This is a genomic window from Streptomyces sp. NPDC054847, assembly GCF_053610925.1.
Genome location: NZ_JBSGZJ010000108.1, coordinates 1 through 18,053, shown reverse-complemented (window position 1 = coordinate 18,053; position 18,053 = coordinate 1). Strand labels below are relative to the sequence as shown.

General features: G+C 71.3%; 15 protein-coding genes. 1 reads left to right on the top strand and 14 read right to left on the bottom strand.

What is annotated here, in order from left to right:
- Nucleotides 1–388: 388 nt before the first annotated feature.
- From ACWGH4_RS14200 to pyrR, 14 genes are all read right to left on the bottom strand, one after another.
- The gene (locus ACWGH4_RS14200; protein WP_453459946.1) at nt 389–2,524 is read right to left on the bottom strand and encodes a primosomal protein N'; all 2,136 of its coding nucleotides are present in this window, start codon (nt 2,522–2,524) and stop codon (nt 389–391) included.
- A gap of 179 nt (nt 2,525–2,703) precedes the next feature.
- On the bottom strand, nt 2,704–3,912 hold the full coding sequence (gene metK / locus ACWGH4_RS14195; protein ID WP_441265271.1) for a methionine adenosyltransferase: 1,209 nt from the start codon (nt 3,910–3,912) through the stop codon (nt 2,704–2,706).
- Between the two features lie 291 nt (nt 3,913–4,203).
- Nucleotides 4,204–5,439, bottom strand: a complete 1,236-nt coding sequence (gene coaBC / locus ACWGH4_RS14190) for a bifunctional phosphopantothenoylcysteine decarboxylase/phosphopantothenate--cysteine ligase CoaBC (protein ID WP_441265272.1) — start codon at nt 5,437–5,439, stop codon at nt 4,204–4,206.
- A 159-nt stretch (nt 5,440–5,598) separates the two neighbouring features.
- Nucleotides 5,599–5,871: a DNA-directed RNA polymerase subunit omega gene (rpoZ, locus tag ACWGH4_RS14185; RefSeq protein ID WP_005319902.1), complete on the bottom strand. Its 273-nt coding sequence runs from the start codon at nt 5,869–5,871 to the stop codon at nt 5,599–5,601.
- Nucleotides 5,872–5,913: 42 nt separating this feature from the next.
- Nucleotides 5,914–6,477, bottom strand: coding sequence for a guanylate kinase (gene gmk, locus ACWGH4_RS14180; RefSeq protein WP_159693867.1), 564 nt, complete (start codon nt 6,475–6,477; stop codon nt 5,914–5,916).
- Between the two features lie 38 nt (nt 6,478–6,515).
- Complete coding sequence (locus ACWGH4_RS14175) at nt 6,516–6,839, bottom strand: integration host factor (RefSeq protein WP_005319887.1); 324 nt, start codon at nt 6,837–6,839, stop codon at nt 6,516–6,518.
- A 397-nt stretch (nt 6,840–7,236) separates the two neighbouring features.
- Nucleotides 7,237–8,079, bottom strand: a complete 843-nt coding sequence (pyrF, locus tag ACWGH4_RS14170; RefSeq protein ID WP_453459941.1) for an orotidine-5'-phosphate decarboxylase — start codon at nt 8,077–8,079, stop codon at nt 7,237–7,239.
- Nucleotides 8,076–9,185 carry a quinone-dependent dihydroorotate dehydrogenase gene (locus tag ACWGH4_RS14165; protein WP_453459938.1) on the bottom strand — a complete coding sequence of 370 codons (1,110 nt, stop codon included), beginning with the start codon at nt 9,183–9,185 and terminating at the stop codon, nt 8,076–8,078. Before ACWGH4_RS14165 ends, pyrF begins: the two co-directional genes overlap by 4 nt.
- Before the next feature lie 58 nt (nt 9,186–9,243).
- Complete coding sequence (gene carB, locus ACWGH4_RS14160) at nt 9,244–12,552, bottom strand: carbamoyl-phosphate synthase large subunit (RefSeq protein ID WP_453459935.1); 3,309 nt, start codon at nt 12,550–12,552, stop codon at nt 9,244–9,246.
- On the bottom strand, nt 12,545–13,693 hold the full coding sequence (gene carA / locus ACWGH4_RS14155; RefSeq protein ID WP_453459932.1) for a glutamine-hydrolyzing carbamoyl-phosphate synthase small subunit: 1,149 nt from the start codon (nt 13,691–13,693) through the stop codon (nt 12,545–12,547). The genes carB and carA overlap by 8 nt, the downstream gene beginning before the upstream one ends.
- Nucleotides 13,690–14,241, bottom strand: coding sequence for a PH-like domain-containing protein (locus ACWGH4_RS14150; RefSeq protein ID WP_453459948.1), 552 nt, complete (start codon nt 14,239–14,241; stop codon nt 13,690–13,692). The genes carA and ACWGH4_RS14150 overlap by 4 nt, the downstream gene beginning before the upstream one ends.
- An 11-nt stretch (nt 14,242–14,252) precedes the next feature.
- Nucleotides 14,253–15,539 carry a dihydroorotase gene (locus ACWGH4_RS14145; protein ID WP_364594303.1) on the bottom strand — a complete coding sequence of 429 codons (1,287 nt, stop codon included), beginning with the start codon at nt 15,537–15,539 and terminating at the stop codon, nt 14,253–14,255.
- A 4-nt stretch (nt 15,540–15,543) separates the two neighbouring features.
- The gene (locus tag ACWGH4_RS14140) at nt 15,544–16,527 is read right to left on the bottom strand and encodes an aspartate carbamoyltransferase catalytic subunit (protein ID WP_189473620.1); all 984 of its coding nucleotides are present in this window, start codon (nt 16,525–16,527) and stop codon (nt 15,544–15,546) included.
- Between the two features lie 89 nt (nt 16,528–16,616).
- Complete coding sequence (pyrR, locus tag ACWGH4_RS14135) at nt 16,617–17,195, bottom strand: bifunctional pyr operon transcriptional regulator/uracil phosphoribosyltransferase PyrR (RefSeq protein WP_441265277.1); 579 nt, start codon at nt 17,193–17,195, stop codon at nt 16,617–16,619.
- Nucleotides 17,196–17,426: 231 nt separating this feature from the next.
- On the opposite strand from pyrR, the gene bldD reads away from it, so the two are divergent.
- A complete protein-coding gene (bldD, locus tag ACWGH4_RS14130; protein ID WP_005319862.1) occupies nt 17,427–17,927 on the top strand; it encodes a transcriptional regulator BldD in 501 nt (166 codons plus the stop codon).
- The last annotated feature ends 126 nt before the right edge of the window (nt 17,928–18,053 follow it).

Sequence of the window (18,053 nt, the reverse complement as noted above, 5' to 3'; positions counted from 1 at the left end):
TGACGCCCCCGAACCCCAAGGACGGCAGCTTCGCGCCGCGAGCAGTCCACGGGCTCCCGCCCCAGAGGCCGGACCGTCGCCCCGCGTGCAAGCGACCACCGGCCGGTACGGGCGGCACCGGACGCGAGGGCGGCGGGGTCGTAGGAGGGGTGTCCGGAAGTAAAGCGTCGCAACTCGCGCGAAGCGCGGTGAGGACAGCCATCCCGGCCACTCCCTCCGGAGGCCCCGACACCCGGCACCCACCACCGGCGCAGCCCCGCCCCGCAAGGGGCGCCCCGAGTCGGCCCCGCACCACGCAGGGCGACACGTAGCGACACCGGGCCGAAGCTCCGCCAGGGGCGACACGTACCCGCACCGGGCCACGCCCGAGACGCGGCCCCTGCCGGCGTCAGCCGATGTCCGGCGGGTCGATGCGGATGCGGACCTGGTCCTGGCCGCCCCGTGCCAGGCGCGCCGCCTGCGCCGACTTGAGCGCGGCCGCCAGCGCCGCCCCGCTGCCCGGCGGCACCCGGAGCAGGGCCCGGGCGGTCCCGGCGGGCGTGTCGGGCCGGCGCGCACCGGGGCGCTCCGGGACCGGAAGCGGGACGGGCCCGAGGATCTCCGCGTCCGGGGGCAGCTCCACGTCCGCGAGGAACGCCGTCACGGCCGGCGTCGCCCCGACGACCTCCGCCATCCGCGACACGGGCGGAAAGCCGAGCTCGGCCCGTTCCGCGAGTTCTCGCAGCGCGTGCCCGGCCGGGTCCCAGCGGACGAGTGCCTGCACGGGCCGCAGGGTCGGTTCTGCGACGACGACGACCACTCCGCCGTCCGTCCGGGGCCGTACGAGCGCGGCCGCGGCGATCCAGCGGCGCAGCGCTTCCTCGCCGGCGCGCAGGTCGGGCCGGCCGAGCATGGCCCAGCCGTCGAGGAGCGCCGCTGCCGCGTATCCGCCGTCGGCGACGGGCTCCGCGCCGGGCGTGGAGACGACGAGCGCGGGGCGCGCGGGGACGCTGTCGAGGATGTGGTCGCGTCCGGAGGTCCGGACCGGCACGGCCGGAAACGCGCGGCCGAGTTCTTCGGCGGTGCGCCGGGCGCCGACGATCTGCGCCCGCAGCCGGGTGGCCCCGCAGGCGCCGCAGTGCCATTGGGACTCCGTGCGCCCGCACCAGCCGCACCGCAGGTCGCGTTCGTCGGGCGCTTCGAGGGGTCCGGCGCAGTGGCGGCAGCGGGCGGGCGTGCGGCAGCGCTCGCAGGCGAGCCTCGGGACGTAGCCGCGCCGCGGGACCTGGACGAGGACGGGCCCGTCGGCGAGCCCGTCCCTGACCGCCTGCCAGGCGATGCTCGGCAGGCGTGCCGCGCGGGCGGCCTCGTCCCGGGCCAGGTCGTGGTCGCCGACCGTCCGTACGGCGGGGGCGACGGCCCGGACCTGGGCCCGGTCGGCGACGAGCGGCGCCGCCCAGCCGCTCTCGACGAGCTGGGCGGCTTCGACGGTGCAGCTGGTGCTGCCGAGCAGGAATCCGCACCGGTCGTGGGTGGCCCGCAGTTCGAGGACTTCCCGGACGTGCGGGAAGGGGGCGCGGTCGTCGCTGTGGCTGGAGTCACCGTCGTCCCAGACCACGACGAGCCCGAGGTCCTGCACGGGGGCGAACATGGCGGCCCGGGTGCCGACGGCCGCGCGGACGGAGCCGCGGCGGACGGCGAGCCATTGCCGGTACCGCTTCTCGGGACCGGATTCGGCGGTCAGGAGTGCGTGGCGCCCTTCGCCGAGCAGGGCGGTGAGCGCGGTGTCCACGCGGGCGGCGCGCCGGCCGTCGGGGACGACGACGAGGGCGCCGCGCCCGGACGCGAGGGTCGCGGCGACGGCGCGGGCGAGTTCGTCGGGCCAGTGCGGTCCGGGCAGTGCGGTCCACACGGCGCGTGGCGATCCGCCGGCCGCGAGGGACTCGATGAATGCCGGGCCCCGCGCGTACCGCTGCCAGGTGGCGGGGGCGGGCGCGGGGGGCGGAGGCAGCGGCTCCGGGGAGGGGGCGGCCTCGGCCCGGCCGTTCCTCGGGGGCACGGCGAGCTGGAGCACGTCGGCGAGGCTGCCCGCGTACCGGTCGGCGACGGCGCGGGCGAGGGCGAGGATCTCGGGGCTGAGGACCGGCTCCGGAGAGACGACGTAGGCGAGTGCGGCGAGCGCTCCCTGGTAGTCGGATTCGGCGCGCCGCTCGATGAGGAAGCCGTCGATCAGGCCGCCGCCTTCGCGGCGTCCGCCGCGGACGCGGTGTGCTCCGGCGCCGAAGCGCACCCGCACCCGCACTCCGGGCCTGGCCTCGGCGTCGAGCTCCTCGGGGACGGCGTAGTCGAAGAACTGGTCGAGGTGGAGGGCACCCTTGTTGACCATGACGCGGGCGACGGGGAGGTCCTTGGCGAGCGCGGCTCCGCGCCAGGTGCGTGGTTTCGCCTTGGGAACCTTGGCCTTGCGGACGCTCTCGCGGATGAGCGCAAGCTGCTCCGGCCCGTCACCGACGGGCTCGGAAGGCTGCTTGTCCTCGCTGCTCACAGCCAAATCCTGCCAGAGACCACTGACAGCGCCGCGGGCCCGGCACCGCACCTGTCCACGCCGCGGGAGTCATGCGGCGCACACACGGCACGAGCCCCGGGGCACGAGACCCATGGCACGAGAGGAGCCCCGGACCGAGAACGGTCCGGGGCCCTTCGTCGAGCCGTGTACGGGCCGCTTTACAGGCCCGCCGCCGTGCGCAGCGCGTCCACGCGGTCCGTGCGCTCCCACGTGAAGTCGGGCAGCTCGCGCCCGAAGTGCCCGTACGCCGCGGTCTGGGCGTAGATCGGGCGCAGCAGGTCGAGGTCGCGGATGATCGCGGCGGGGCGCAGGTCGAAGACCTGGGCGATGGCCTGCTCGATCTTCTCGACGTCGACGGTCGCGGTGCCGAAGGTCTCGACGAACAGACCGACGGGCTCGGCCTTGCCGATGGCGTAGGCGACCTGGACCTCGCAGCGCGCGGCGAGACCGGCGGCCACGACGTTCTTGGCGACCCAGCGCATGGCGTAGGCGGCGGAGCGGTCGACCTTGGACGGGTCCTTGCCCGAGAAGGCGCCGCCGCCGTGGCGGGCCATGCCGCCGTACGTGTCGATGATGATCTTGCGGCCGGTCAGACCGGCGTCGCCCATCGGGCCGCCGATCTCGAAGCGGCCGGTCGGGTTCACGAGCAGGCGGTAGCCGTCGGTGTCGAGCTTGATGCCGTCCTCGACGAGCTGCTTCAGGACGTGCTCGACGACGAACTCACGGATGTCCGGGGCGAGCAGCGAGTCCAGGTCGATGTCCGAGGCGTGCTGCGAGGAGACGACCACGGTGTCGAGGCGGACGGCCTTGTCGCCGTCGTACTCGATGGTGACCTGGGTCTTCCCGTCCGGGCGCAGGTAGGGGATGGTGCCGTTCTTGCGGACCTCGGAGAGGCGGCGGGAGAGCCGGTGCGCCAGGTGGATCGGCAGCGGCATCAGCTCGGGCGTCTCGTCGCAGGCGTAACCGAACATCAGGCCCTGGTCGCCGGCGCCCTGCTTGTCGAGCTCGTCCTCGTCGCCCTCGACGCGCTTCTCGTACGCGGTGTCGACGCCCTGCGCGATGTCCGGGGACTGTGCGCCGATGGAGACGGAGACGCCGCAGGAGGCCCCGTCGAAGCCCTTCTTCGAGGAGTCGTAGCCGATCTCGAGGATCTTGCTGCGCACGAGCGTGGGGATGTCGGCGTACGCCTTGGTGGTCACTTCGCCGGCGACGTGCACCAGGCCGGTGGTGATCAAGGTCTCCACGGCTACCCGGGAAGTGGGGTCCTCCCGAAGGAGGGCGTCGAGAATCGTGTCGCTGATCTGGTCGGCGATCTTGTCGGGGTGACCCTCGGTCACGGACTCCGAGGTGAAGAGACGGCGGGACACATCGCTCCCTGGGGTTGCAGCGGCTGCTGGCTGATCATTGACGGACCGGCAGGGGGCTGCGCCCCGCGACGTTCCGCGACCAGTTTATCGGTCGCGCTCCGGGACCGGACAACCCGTCTCGCAGGCTGGGAGTCCGCTGACCTGGGATCACGACCGAGACGGTACGACGATAGCGCCTGGTGGTGAGCGATTCGCCACATTTCACAGGTTTCCGTGGTCGGCCCGTCGCCCCCGTGTCGCCCGGTGTTCACGGGGGCTTCGCGGCGCCTGCCTGACGGTGCGGGAGGGACGTCAGGCGAGCCGGGGCACGACGAGGTCCCAGACCGTGTCGGCGAGGGCTTCCTTGGGGCCGTGCGGCACCGGCGTCTCGCCGCCGTCCGCGGACAGCACGACGGCCTCGTTGACCTCCGCGCCGAAGGTCCTGTGCTCCCCCACCTCGTTGACGACGAGCAGGTCGCACCCCTTGCGGCGCAGCTTGTCGCGGCCGTTGGCCAGTACGTCGTCGGTCTCCGCCGCGAAGCCGACGATCACCTGACCGGGGCGGGCCCGGTCCGCGGAGATCTCGGCGAGGATGTCGGGGTTGCGCACCAGCGTGACGACGGGGGCCTCCACGCCGTCCTTCTTCTTGATCTTCCCCTCGGCGTAGGCGGCGGGGCGGAAGTCCGCGACGGCTGCCGCCATGACGACGGCATCGGCGTCCGCGGCCGCCTTGAGCACGGCCTCGCGCAGCTGCACCGCCGTGCCGACACGGACGACGTCGACGCCTGCCGGGTCCGGCATCCCGGTGTTCGCCTCGACGAGGGTGACGCGGGCGCCGCGGGCTGCCGCGGTGCGGGCGAGCGCGTAGCCCTGCTTGCCGGAGGAGCGGTTGCCGAGGTAGCGGACCGGGTCGAGGGGTTCGCGGGTGCCGCCCGCGCTGACGACGACGTGGCGGCCGGCCAGGTCGGGCCTCTCGACACCCCGGGCGAGGACGCGGCGGCAGATCTCGAAGATCTCGCCGGGGTCGGGCAGCCGGCCCTTGCCGGTGTCGACGCCGGTGAGCCGGCCCACGGCGGGCTCGATCACGACGGCGCCGCGGCGGCGCAGGGTGGCGACATTCTCCTGGGTGGCGGGGTGCTCCCACATCTCGGTGTGCATCGCCGGGGCGAAGACGACCGGACAGCGGGCGGTGAGCAGGGTGTTGGTGAGGAGGTCGTCGGCGAGGCCGTGGGCGGCCTTGGCGAGCATGTCCGCGGTGGCGGGCGCGACGACGACGAGGTCGGCGTGCTGGCCGATGCGTACGTGCGGGACCTCGTGGACGTCCGACCAGACGTCGGTGTGGACGGGCTGCCCGGAGAGTGCGGACCAGGTCGGCGCACCGACGAACTGAAGTGCCGACGCCGTCGGCACGACCCGGACCTCGTGGCCGGATTCCGTGAGCCTGCGCAGCAGCTCGCACGCCTTGTAGGCGGCGATGCCACCGCTCACGCCGAGAACCACCTTCGGCCTGACCGCCGCGTCCACCGAGCCGTCCACTGAGTCCACCACCGCGTCTCCCGCCCTCCACTGGTGCCCACCGGTCGTTGGGCTCGGATCGTTACGTCCTCATGCTGCATCACTCACGTACGAGCGTCTCGCATCGCCCTCGATGCACACCACAGGCCCGGCGGACAGTCCGCCGGGCCTGTGGGAAGAGATGTGCCGCGCTTACTGAGCCGGGCCCTCGATGGCCTCGGAGGTCAGCAGACCCGCGTTGATCTCACGCAGGGCGATCGAGAGCGGCTTCTCGTGGACGTGGGTGTCCACGAGCGGCCCGACGTACTCGAGCAGGCCCTCACCGAGCTGCGAGTAGTACGCGTTGATCTGACGCGCGCGCTTGGCGGCGTAGATCACGAGGCTGTACTTCGAGTCGGTCGCCTCGAGCAGCTCGTCGATCGGAGGGTTGATGATGCCCTCGGGCGCGGTGATGGAAGAGGACACGCTATGCCTTCCGAAGAACTTGCAGAAAGATCGGACAAAAGATCAAACAACTGCCATCAAGGCTAGCAGCTCACGGGCCACGTCCTCGACGGAGGTGTTGACCAGGGTGGTGTCGAACTCCGACTCGGCCGCCAGCTCCACCTTGGCGACCGTGAGCCGGCGCTCGATGACTTCGGGGGACTCGGTGCCGCGCCCGGTGAGGCGGCGGACCAACTCCTCCCAGCTCGGCGGCGCGAGGAAGACCAGCCGGGAGTCCGGCATGGACTCCTTCACCTGCCGGGCGCCCTGGAGATCGATCTCCAGCAGCACCGGCTCGCCCGCCTCCAGGCGGTCGAGGACCGCGCGACGGGGCGTGCCGTAGCGGTTGCCCGCGAACTCGGCCCACTCCAGCAGCTCGCCGTTGGCGACCAGCTTGTCGAACTCCTCGTCACTGACGAAGAAGTACTGGACGCCGTGCTTCTCGCCGGGACGCGGCTTCCTCGTGGTTGCCGACACCGAGAGCCAGACCTCGGGGTGGACCTTGCGCATATGAGCGACGACCGTGCTCTTGCCGACCCCGGAGGGGCCGGAGAGCACGGTCAGCCGCGGACGTACCTCTGCTGCCATGCAGCGATTATTCCAGCCTCCCGGGAGTGCCCGGGACGTCAGGCGGCGCCGCCGCCGAACTCGCGCTCGAGGGAGGCGATCTGGTTGGAGCCGAGACCACGGACCCGGCGGCTCTCGGAGATGCCGAGCCTCTCCATGATCTGCTTGGCGCGGACCTTGCCCACGCCCGGCAGGGACTCGAGGAGGGCGGAGACCTTCATCTTGCCGATGACGTCGTTCTCCTGGCCCTGCTTGATGACCTCGTGGAGGGAGGCGCCGGAGTGCTTGAGTCGATTCTTGACCTCGGCCCGCTCCCGGCGAGCCGCGGCGGCCTTTTCGAGCGCGGCTGCGCGCTGTTCAGGGGTAAGGGGCGGAAGAGCCACGCCTACGTCACCTCGGATGTCGAACTGTCGGATACGGACCGGTGAGGAACCTAGTCGCCCCACACCAGGGGGAGCAACGAGCAACGCAGTGCTTCTGCCCTGCACGTTCTCTTCGACGGAGACTAGCGGCCATGGCCGCTCCAGTCAGCGAGAACAGACGAAAAGTCCTGGTCAGCATCGACCGACCAGGACAATTCAGGCAAAACAACCGGGATTTGCGTGAAGAAACTGTCAAAGAATCTTCCCGACGCTCCCTGCCGCCGCTCCTCGACCGCCCCGCGAGGGGTGACCGACGGCCCTGAAGGACCCCTTCCGCGCGTCCGCCGCTGGTGACGGCGTTACACAGAGCCGACGGCGCATGCACGGAGAGCTTCCGCGACGGGCGCGCCGGTGGCCGTCACACCGAGGCGACCGCCGCGCGGATCTCATCGGCGAATCGCGCGGCCGCGTCACGCAGCCCCGACACGTCCGGTCCGTGCCGAAGGACACCACGGCTCACGCTCGGCACCACATTGCGGACGGCCGCGCCGAAGACACCGGGAAGGTCCGCCGGCGTCGCGCCCTGGGCGCCGATGCCGGGGGCCAGCAGCGGCCCGTTGATGTCGAGGTCCACGCCCGCGTCGCCGAGCGTCGCGCCCACGACCGCGCCGACCGGTCCGAGCGGCTGCGCACCGGCGTTCTCGGCGGCCATGTGGTCGAGCATCACCTGGGCCAGCGACTTCCCGCCGGCCGCGGTCGAGCGCTGTACCTCCGCGCCCTCCGGGTTGGAGGTGAGCGCCAGGACGAACACACCGCAGCCGCTCAGCACGGCCTGGTCCAGGGCCGGGCGCAGCGATCCGAAGCCCAGGTACGGGGAGACGGTGACGGCGTCGGAGAACAGCGGGGAGTCCTTACGGAGGTAGGTCTCCGCGTACGCGCCCATGGTGGAGCCGATGTCGCCCCGCTTGGCGTCCATCAGCACCAGCGCACCGGCCGCGCGCGCCTCCGCCACGGCCTTCTCCAGCACGGCGATGCCGCGCGAGCCGAAGCGCTCGAAGAACGCGGACTGCGGCTTGAGGACGGCGACCCGGTCGGCCAGCGCCTCGACCGTGGTGCGGGTGAACCGCTCGAGGCCGTCGACGTCGTCGTTCAGTCCCCACGCGGTGAGCAGCGAGGCGTGCGGGTCGATGCCGACGCACAGCGGGCCGCGGGTGTCCATGGCGTGGCGCAGCCGCGCGCCGAAGGTTTCCGGGAGGGTCATGAAGCGGCCTTTCGCGTCTCGGCGCCGACGGCCTCGGCGAGGGTGGCGTACGGGCTCGCGGCGAGGCGCGCGGCGAGGCCCTTGTGGATGGCGCGGGCGTAGCAGGGGCCCTCGTAGATGAAGGCGCTGTAGCCCTGGACGAGGGTGGCGCCGGCGAGGATGCGCTGCCAGGCGTCCTCGGCGTTCTCGATGCCGCCGACGCCGACGAGGGTGATGCGGTCGCCCACACGGGCGTAGAGGCGGCGCAGGACCTCCAGGGAGCGCTCCTTGACGGGCCTGCCGGACAGCCCGCCGGTCTCCTTGACCAGCTCGGCCGGGGACCTCAGGCCGAGGCCCTCCCGCGCGATGGTGGTGTTGGTGGCGATGATGCCGTCCAGGCCCAGCTCGAGGGCGAGGTCGGCGACGGCGTCGACGTCCTCGTCCGCGAGGTCGGGGGCGATCTTGACGAGCAGCGGGACGCGGCGGTCCGTCACCGTCCGGTCGGCGGCCTCGCGCACGGCGGTCAGCAGCGGGCGCAGCGACTCGGTGGCCTGGAGGTTGCGCAGGCCGGGGGTGTTCGGCGAGGAGACGTTGACGACGAGGTAGTCGGCGTGGGCGGCCAGGCGCTCGGTGGAGGTCACGTAGTCGGCGACCGCCTCCTCCTCGGGGACGACCTTGGTCTTGCCGATGTTGACGCCGACGACCGTGCGGAAGATTTCGCGGCGGGCCGCGAGCCGCTCGGCGACGGCGGCCGAGCCGTCGTTGTTGAAGCCCATCCGGTTGATCAGGGCGCGGTCGGCGACGAGCCGGAAGAGGCGCTTCTTGGGGTTGCCGGGCTGGGGCTGCGCGGTGACCGTGCCGATCTCGACGTGGTCGAAGCCGAGCATCGACATGCCGTCGATGGCGACGGCGTTCTTGTCGAAGCCGGCCGCGAGACCGAAGGGGCCGTGCATCCGCAGGCCGAGCGCCTCGGTGCGCAGTTCCTTGTAGCGGGGCGCCAGGGCCGCGGCGGCGAAGGTGCGCAGGACGGGGACGCGGACCGCGAGCCGGATCCAGCGGAAGGCCAGATGGTGGGCCTGCTCCGGGTCCATCCGCTTGAAGACCAGATCGAAGAAGAACTTGTACATGGGAAGTGGTGTCCTCATGAGGAGGGGGACACCGTTTCCGGTGTCCCCCTCGTCGTTGCTAGTCGCGGGCCGCGGTCAGGTGTTCCGCGTGTTCCTGCAGTGAACGGACGCCGACGTCACCGCGGTTGAGCGCGTCGATGCCCTGGACGGCGGCGGCGAGCGCCTGCACCGTCGTCAGGCACGGGACGCCCCGGGCGACGGCGGCGGTGCGGATCTCGTAGCCGTCGAGGCGGCCGCCCGTGCCGTAGGGGGTGTTGACGATGAGGTCGACCTCGCCGTCGTGGATCAGCTGGACGATGGTCTTCTCACCGGCCGGCCCCTCGCCCTCCGACTGCTTGCGCACGACGGTCGCGTTGATGCCGTTGCGCTTGAGGACCTCCGCGGTACCCGAGGTGGCAAGCAGCTCGAAGCCGTGGGCGACCAGCTCGCGGGCCGGGAAGATCATCGAGCGCTTGTCGCGGTTGGCGACGGAGACGAACGCGCGGCCCTTGGTGGGCAGCGGGCCGTACGCGCCGGCCTGCGACTTGGCGTACGCCGTGCCGAAGACCGTGTCGATGCCCATGACTTCGCCGGTGGAACGCATCTCCGGGCCGAGGACCGTGTCCACGCCGCGGCCGTGCACGTCGCGGAAGCGCGACCACGGCATGACGGCCTCCTTGACGGAGATCGGCGCGTCGAGCGGCAGGGTGCCGCCGTCGCCGTTCTTCGGCAGCAGGCCCTCCTCGCGCAGTTCGGCCACGGTGGCGCCGAGCGAGATGCGCGCGGCGGCCTTGGCGAGCGGAACAGCGGTCGCCTTCGAGGTGAAGGGCACGGTCCGGGAGGCACGGGGGTTGGCCTCGAGGACGTAGAGGATGTCGCCGGCCATCGCGAACTGGATGTTGATCAGTCCGCGCACGCCGACACCCTTGGCGATGGCCTCGGTGGAGGCGCGCAGCCGCTTGATGTCGAAGCCGCCGAGCGTGATCGGGGGCAGGGCGCAGGCCGAGTCGCCGGAGTGGATACCGGCCTCCTCGATGTGCTCCATCACGCCGCCGAGGTAGAGCTCGGTGCCGTCGTAGAGGGCGTCGACGTCGATCTCGATGGCGTCGTCGAGGAAGCGGTCGACCAGCACCGGGCGGGTCGGGGAGATCTCGGTGGACTCGGCGATGTACGCCTCGAGGCGCGCCTCGTCGTACACGATCTCCATGCCGCGGCCGCCGAGCACGTACGACGGGCGGACCAGGACCGGGTAGCCGATCTCGTCGGCGATGGCCTTGGCGCCCGCGAAGGTGGTGGCGGTGCCGTGCTTCGGCGCGGGCAGCCCGGCCTCGGCGAGCACCTGGCCGAAGGCGCCGCGGTCCTCGGCGGCGTGGATGGCCTCCGGCGGGGTGCCGACGACCGGGACGCCGTTGTCCTTGAGCGCCTGGGCGAGGCCCAGCGGGGTCTGGCCGCCGAGCTGGACGACGACACCGGCGATCGGGCCGGCCAGCGACTCGGCGTGCACGATCTCCAGCACGTCCTCGAGCGTCAGCGGCTCGAAGTACAGGCGGTCGGAGGTGTCGTAGTCCGTGGAGACGGTCTCCGGGTTGCAGTTGACCATCACGGTCTCGTACCCGGCGTCGTGCAGCGCGAAGGAGGCGTGGACGCAGGAGTAGTCGAACTCGATGCCCTGGCCGATGCGGTTCGGACCGGAGCCGAGGATGATCACGGCGGGCTTGGAGCGAGGCGCGACCTCGGACTCCTCGTCGTAGGACGAGTAGAAGTACGGGGTGCGGGCGGCGAACTCGGCGGCGCAGGTGTCGACCGTCTTGTAGACCGGGCGGATGCCGAGCGCGTGGCGGACCTCGCGCACGACGTCCTCGCGCAGGCCGCGGATCTCGGCGATCTGGGCGTCGGAGAAGCCGTGGCGCTTGGCGTCGGCGAGCAGCTCGGGATCGAGCTTCTCCGCGGCGGCGAGCTCGTCCGCGTGCTCCTTGATCAGGAACAGCTGGTCGACGAACCACGGGTCGATCTTCGTCGCGTCGAAGACCTCCTCGGGGGTGGCTCCGGCGCGGATGGCCTGCATGACGGTGTTGATCCGGCCGTCGGTGGGACGGACCGCCTCCCGCAGCAGCTCGTCCTTGTCGCCGGTCTCACCGGTGAAGGCGAACTGGCTGCCCTTCTTCTCCAGCGAGCGCAGGGCCTTCTGCAGCGCCTCGGTGAAGTTACGGCCGATGGCCATGGCCTCGCCGACGGACTTCATGGTCGTGGTGAGGGTGGCGTCGGCCGAGGGGAACTTCTCGAAAGCGAATCGCGGCGCCTTGACGACGACGTAGTCGAGGGTCGGCTCGAAGGAGGCCGGGGTCTTCTCGGTGATGTCGTTCGGGATCTCGTCCAGCGTGTAGCCGACGGCGAGCTTCGCGGCGATCTTGGCGATCGGGAAGCCGGTGGCCTTGGACGCGAGGGCGGAGGACCGGGAGACACGCGGGTTCATCTCGATGACGATGATCCGGCCGTCGTCCGGGTTCACCGCGAACTGGATGTTGCAGCCGCCTGTGTCGACGCCGACCTCGCGGATGATCGCGATGCCGATGTCGCGCAGCCGCTGGTACTCGCGGTCGGTCAGCGTCATCGCCGGGGCGACGGTGATCGAGTCGCCGGTGTGCACGCCCATCGGGTCGAAGTTCTCGATGGAGCAGACGACCACGACGTTGTCGTGCTTGTCGCGCATCAGCTCCAGCTCGTACTCCTTCCAGCCGAGGATGGACTCCTCGAGGAGCACCTCGGTGGTCGGCGAGAGGGTGAGGCCCTGGCCGGCGATACGGCGCAGCTCCTCCTCGTCGTGCGCGAAGCCGGAGCCGGCGCCGCCCATGGTGAAGGACGGGCGGACCACCACGGGGTAGCCGCCGAGGGTGTCGACGCCCTCGAGCACGTCGTCCATCGAGTGGCAGATGACCGAGCGGGCCGACTCGCCGTGGCCGATCTTGGCGTTGACGGCCTCGACGACGCCCTTGAACAGGTCGCGGTCCTCGCCCTTGTTGATCGCCTCGACATTGGCGCCGATCAGCTCGACGCCGTACTTCTCCAGCACACCCTGCTCGTGCATGGAGATGGCGGTGTTGAGCGCGGTCTGGCCGCCGAGGGTGGGCAGCAGCGCGTCGGGGCGCTCCTTGGCGATGATCTTCTCGACGAACTCGGGGGTGATCGGCTCGACGTAGGTGGCGTCGGCGATCTCCGGGTCGGTCATGATCGTCGCCGGATTGGAGTTCACCAGGATGACGCGCAGGCCCTCTGCCTTGAGGACGCGGCAGGCCTGGGTGCCGGAGTAGTCGAACTCGGCGGCCTGGCCGATGACGATCGGGCCGGAGCCGATGACCAGGACGGACTGGATATCGGTGCGCTTAGGCACGCTCGGCCTCCATGGCGGTGTTCATCAAAGACGTGAAGCGGTCGAAGAGGTACGCGGCGTCGTGCGGGCCCGCGGCCGCCTCCGGGTGGTACTGGACGCTGAAGGCCGGCTGGTCGAGCAGCTGGAGGCCCTCCACCACGTTGTCGTTGAGGCAGACGTGGGAGACCTCGGCGCGGCCGTAGGGGGTGTCGGACACCTTGTCGAGGGGGGCCTCGACGGCGAAGCCGTGGTTGTGCGCGGTGACCTCGACCTTGCCGGTCGTCCGGTCCTGCACGGGCTGGTTGATGCCCCGGTGGCCGTACTTCAGCTTGTAGGTGCCGAAGCCGAGCGCGCGGCCGAGCAGCTGGTTGCCGAAGCAGATGCCGAACAGCGGCGTCCTGCGCTCCAGCACCGCCTTGATGACGGTCAGGTCGGCGGTGGCGGGGTCGCCGGGGCCGTTGGAGAGGAAGACGCCGTCCGGGTTCACCGCGTACACGTCGTCGGCGGTGGCGGTCGCCGGCAGGACGTGGACCTCGATGCCGCGCTCCGCCATGCGGTGCGGCGTCATGCCCTTGATGCCCAGGTCGAGCGCGGCGACGGTGAACTTCTTCTCGCCGATCGCCGGGACGACGTACGCCTCGGTGGTGGCGACCTCCGCGGACAGGTCGGCGCCCTTCATCTCGGGCGCTTCGAGGACCCGGGCGAGCAGCGTCGCCTCGTCCGCGAGGGCGTCACCGGAGAAGATGCCGACGCGCATCGCGCCCCGCTCACGCAGGTGACGGGTGAGGGCGCGGGTGTCGATGCCGCTGATGCCGACGACGCCCTGGGCCTCCAGTTCGTCGTCGAGGGTGCGGCGGGAGCGCCAGTTCGAGGGGATGCGGGCGGGGTCGCGCACGACATAGCCGGCGACCCAGATCTTCTTCGACTCGTCGTCCTCGTCGTTGACGCCGGTGTTGCCGACGTGCGGCGCGGTCATGACCACGACCTGGCGGTGGTACGACGGGTCGGTCAGCGTCTCCTGGTAGCCCGTCATGCCGGTGTTGAACACCGCCTCGCCGAAGGTCTCCCCCACGGCCCCGTAAGCACGGCCGCGGAAGGTGCGGCCGTCCTCCAGGACGAGTACGGCGGGAGCTTTGGCGGCTCCCCGGGTGGAGGTCGTCATCGTGCGGTGCCTTCCGTCGTCTTGATCATGTGTGTCAGGGTGTCGACCCATTCGCTCTGCCCGGCCGCGTGGTCCGAGCGGAAACCGGAGTCGATCAGCTTGTCGCCGTGCGCCCAGGTGACGATCAGCAGACCGCCCTCCGCGAGGACCTTGCCGGCGATGCCCTTGTCGAGGCGGGCCTCGCGCAGCGCCCGGACCGGTACGAAGAAGTCCTGCGCACCGGGACGTACCACGGCCAGTCCCGCGTCGGTGAGCGTGAGCTCGACGCGGCTGCGGGTGCCGAGTCCGTGGGCGACGATCCGGTCGAGCCACTGCCCGGCGGTGGTGGAGCCGTGGTAGCGGCCCGTCATGGCCAGTTTCGTGTCACCGGGCTCCGCGGGCACGCCGGGCAGCTCCGGCAGGTCCGACTGGAGGCTGCCGCGCCACTTCCAACCCTGGCGCATCAGCCAGTAGACGAAGGCGACGAAGGCCAGCAGTCCGACGACCCAGCCGAGGCGGGCGGCCCAGTCCGTCACCTCCGCCGACTTCTGCTCGGCGGCCAGAATCATCAGTGCAGGTGTCACGCCAGCTTCCCGTCCACAACCGTTGCCCGGCCCCGCAGGAAGGTGTGCGTGACGCGTCCCGGCAGCTCACGGCCCTCGTACGGGGTGTTGCGGCTGCGGGAGGCGAAGCCCGCGGGGTCCACCGCTCCACGGTATGCCGGATCGACCAGCGTGAGGTTCGCGGGCTCACCAGCCGAGACGGGCCGTCCGTGGCCCTTGGCCCCGCCGATGACCGCGGGCCTGAAGGACATCCGGTCTGCGACGCCGGCCCAGTCGAGCAGTCCCGTCTCGACCATCGTCTGCTGGACGACGGACAGCGCGGTCTCCAGGCCGACCATGCCCATGGCTGCGGCGGCCCACTCGCAGTCCTTGTCCTCGTGCGGGTGGGGGGCGTGGTCGGTGGCGACGATGTCGATCGTGCCGTCGGCGAGCGCCTCGCGCAGCGCCATGACGTCGCGCTCGGTGCGCAGCGGCGGGTTGACCTTGTAGACCGGGTTGTACGAGCGGACCAGCTCGTCGGTCAGCAGCAGGTGGTGCGGGGTGACCTCGGCGGTGACGTCGATGCCGCGGGACTTCGCCCAGCGCACGATCTCGACGGAGCCGGCGGTGGAGAGGTGGCAGATGTGGACGCGGGAGCCGACGTGCTCGGCGAGGAGGACGTCGCGGGCGATGATCGACTCCTCCGCGACGGCCGGCCAGCCGCCGAGTCCGAGCTCGGCGGAGACGATGCCCTCGTTCATCTGGGCGCCCTCGGTGAGGCGGGGCTCCTGGGCATGCTGGGCGATGACGCCGCCGAAGGCCTTCACATACTCCAGCGCGCGCCGCATCATCACGGCGTCGTCGACGCACTTGCCGTCGTCGGAGAAGACGGTGACGCCGGCCGCGGACTCGTGCATGGCGCCGAGCTCGGCGAGCTTCTTGCCCTCGAGGCCGACGGTGACCGCGCCGATGGGCTGGACGTCGCAGTAACCGGACTCCTTGCCGAGCCGGTAGACCTGCTCCACCACGCCGGCGGTGTCGGCGACGGGGAAGGTGTTGGCCATGGCGAACACGGCCGTGTAGCCGCCGCTCGCCGCCGCGCGGGTGCCGGTGAGGACCGTCTCGGAGTCCTCACGGCCCGGCTCGCGCAGATGGGTGTGCAGGTCGACCAGGCCCGGCAGCAGGATCTGCCCCTGGGCCTCGATCACCGTCGCGTCCCCGGCCTCGAGGCCGGTGCCGACGCGCTCGACGGTCGCGCCGTCGATCAGCACGTCCTGGGGCTCGCCGCCGAGTACCTTCGCACCGCGGATCAGGGTCTTGCTCATCGTCTTACTTCTCCTCGGTACGGGTGTTCGTGGTGGGGGCGTCGGACTCGTTGCCGCCGAGCAGCAGGTACAGCACCGCCATGCGGATCGACACGCCGTTGGCGACCTGCTCCACGACGGTGCAGCGGGGCGAGTCGGCGACCTCGGCGGTGATCTCCATGCCGCGGACCATCGGCCCGGGGTGCATCACGATCGCGTGCTCCGGCATCCGCGCCATCCGCTCGCCGTCCAGGCCGTAGCGCCGGGAGTACTCGCGCTCGGTGGGGAAGAACGCGGCGTTCATCCGCTCGCGCTGGACGCGCAGCATCATCACCGCGTCGGACTTGGTCAGGGTCGAGTCCAGGTCGTAGGAGACCTCGCAGGGCCAGGTCTCCACGCCGACCGGCACCAGGGTCGGCGGGGCGACGAGGGTGACCTCGGCGCCGAGGGTGTGCAGCAGGTCCACGTTGGAGCGGGCGACCCGGCTGTGCAGTACGTCGCCCACGATCGTGATGCGCCTGCCGGCCAGGTCCTGCCCGATCCCGTCGTCCTTGCCGACGAGGCGGCGGCGCATGGTGAAGGCGTCGAGCAGGGCCTGGGTCGGGTGCTGGTGGGTGCCGTCGCCGGCGTTGATGACGGGGGCGTCGATCCAGCCTGAGTTGGCGAGGCGGTAGGGGGCGCCGGACGCGCCGTGCCGGATGACGACGGCGTCGACGCCCATCGCCTCCAGGGTCTGTGCGGTGTCCTTCAGCGACTCGCCCTTGGAGACGGACGAGCCCTTGGCCGCGAAGTTGATGACGTCGGCGGAGAGGCGCTTCTCGGCGGCCTCGAACGAGATCCGGGTGCGGGTGGAGTCCTCGAAGAAGAGGTTGCAGACGGTACGGCCGCGCAGGGCGGGAAGCTTCTTGATCGGCCGGTCGGCGACCCGGGCCATCTCCTCCGCGGTGTCGAGGATGAGGACGGCTTCGTCGCGGGTGAGGTCGGCGGCCGAGATGAGGTGACGCATCATCGGAGGATTTCTCCAGGTCTGTGGAGGTTTGCGAGGCATGCGGGGGCGCGGAAGGGCACGCCGTACGAAGGGGTGGCCGTACGGGGGTGCTAGCGCTCCGCGGCGGGGGCGGTCTCCCGCACACCGAGCAGGACGGTGTCGCGGCCGTCCTCCTCCGAGAGCTGGACCTTGACCGTCTCGCGCAGCGACGTGGGGAGGTTCTTGCCGACGTAGTCGGCGCGGATGGGCAGCTCGCGGTGACCGCGGTCGACCAGGACGGCGAGCTGCACGGCCCGGGGCCGGCCGAGGTCGCCGAGGGCGTCGAGCGCGGCGCGGATGGTGCGGCCGGAGAAGAGCACGTCGTCGACGAGGACGACGAGGCGCCCGTCGATGCCGTCACCGGGGATCTCGGTGCGGGCCAGCGCACGGGCGGGCTTCAGCCGCAGGTCGTCGCGGTACATGGTGATGTCGAGGGAGCCGACCGGGATCTTGCGGCCAGTGATGCCTTCGAGCTTCTGCGCGAGCCGGCGGGCCAGATACACACCGCGGGTCGGGATGCCGAGGAGTACCACGTCGTCCGCGCCCTTGGCGCGCTCGACGATCTCATGGGCGATACGGGTCAGTACCCGCGCGATGTCGGGGCCTTCGAGAACGGGCCTGGCGGCATCGGAATTACTGGAAGCGTCCATAGGAAACGGACCTCCTTCTCCGCCTCACGGGACGGACCTTAAAGGACGTCGGAATTGCGCGCTCAACGTTACCAGGGCTTGATGGATGCACTGATCCGGGTCCACCGGCCACCGGCCGGAACCGGTCCGGACCCATTCGGCTTGACTCATCCAAGTAACGCTGCGTAACCTCACAGTGAGTTACCAGCCACGCGGCGGAGCCGCACGTCGTCACTGCGTCCGGGGAGCTATATGTCCAGCGAATACGCAAAACAGCTCGGGGCCAAGCTCCGCGCCATCCGCACCCAGCAGGGGCTGTCCCTCCACGGCGTCGAAGAGAAGTCCCAGGGCCGCTGGAAGGCCGTGGTCGTGGGTTCCTACGAGCGCGGCGACCGTGCCGTCACGGTGCAGCGTCTCGCCGAGCTGGCGGACTTCTACGGCGTCCCGGTGCAGGAACTGCTGCCCGGCACCACGCCCGGCGGTGCCGCCGAGCCGCCGCCGAAGCTCGTCCTGGACCTGGAGCGTCTGGCGCACGTCCCCCAGGAGAAGGCCGGCCCGCTCCAGCGGTACGCGGCGACGATCCAGTCGCAGCGCGGCGACTACAACGGCAAGGTGCTGTCGATCCGCCAGGACGACCTTCGCACGCTGGCCGTGATCTACGACCAGTCGCCGTCGGTGCTGACCGAGCAGCTCATCAGCTGGGGTGTGCTGGACGCGGACGCGCGCCGTGCGGTGGCGCACGAGGAGAGCTGATCCCCGGCTCTGCCTGCACTTTTGAAAAAACGTCACGCCGGAGGGCGGGGCCGGATTCCACCGGCCCCGCTCTCCGCCGTTCCCGGCCCCGGCATTCTCGGGCCGCTCCCCCGCGGCTCCCCGGCG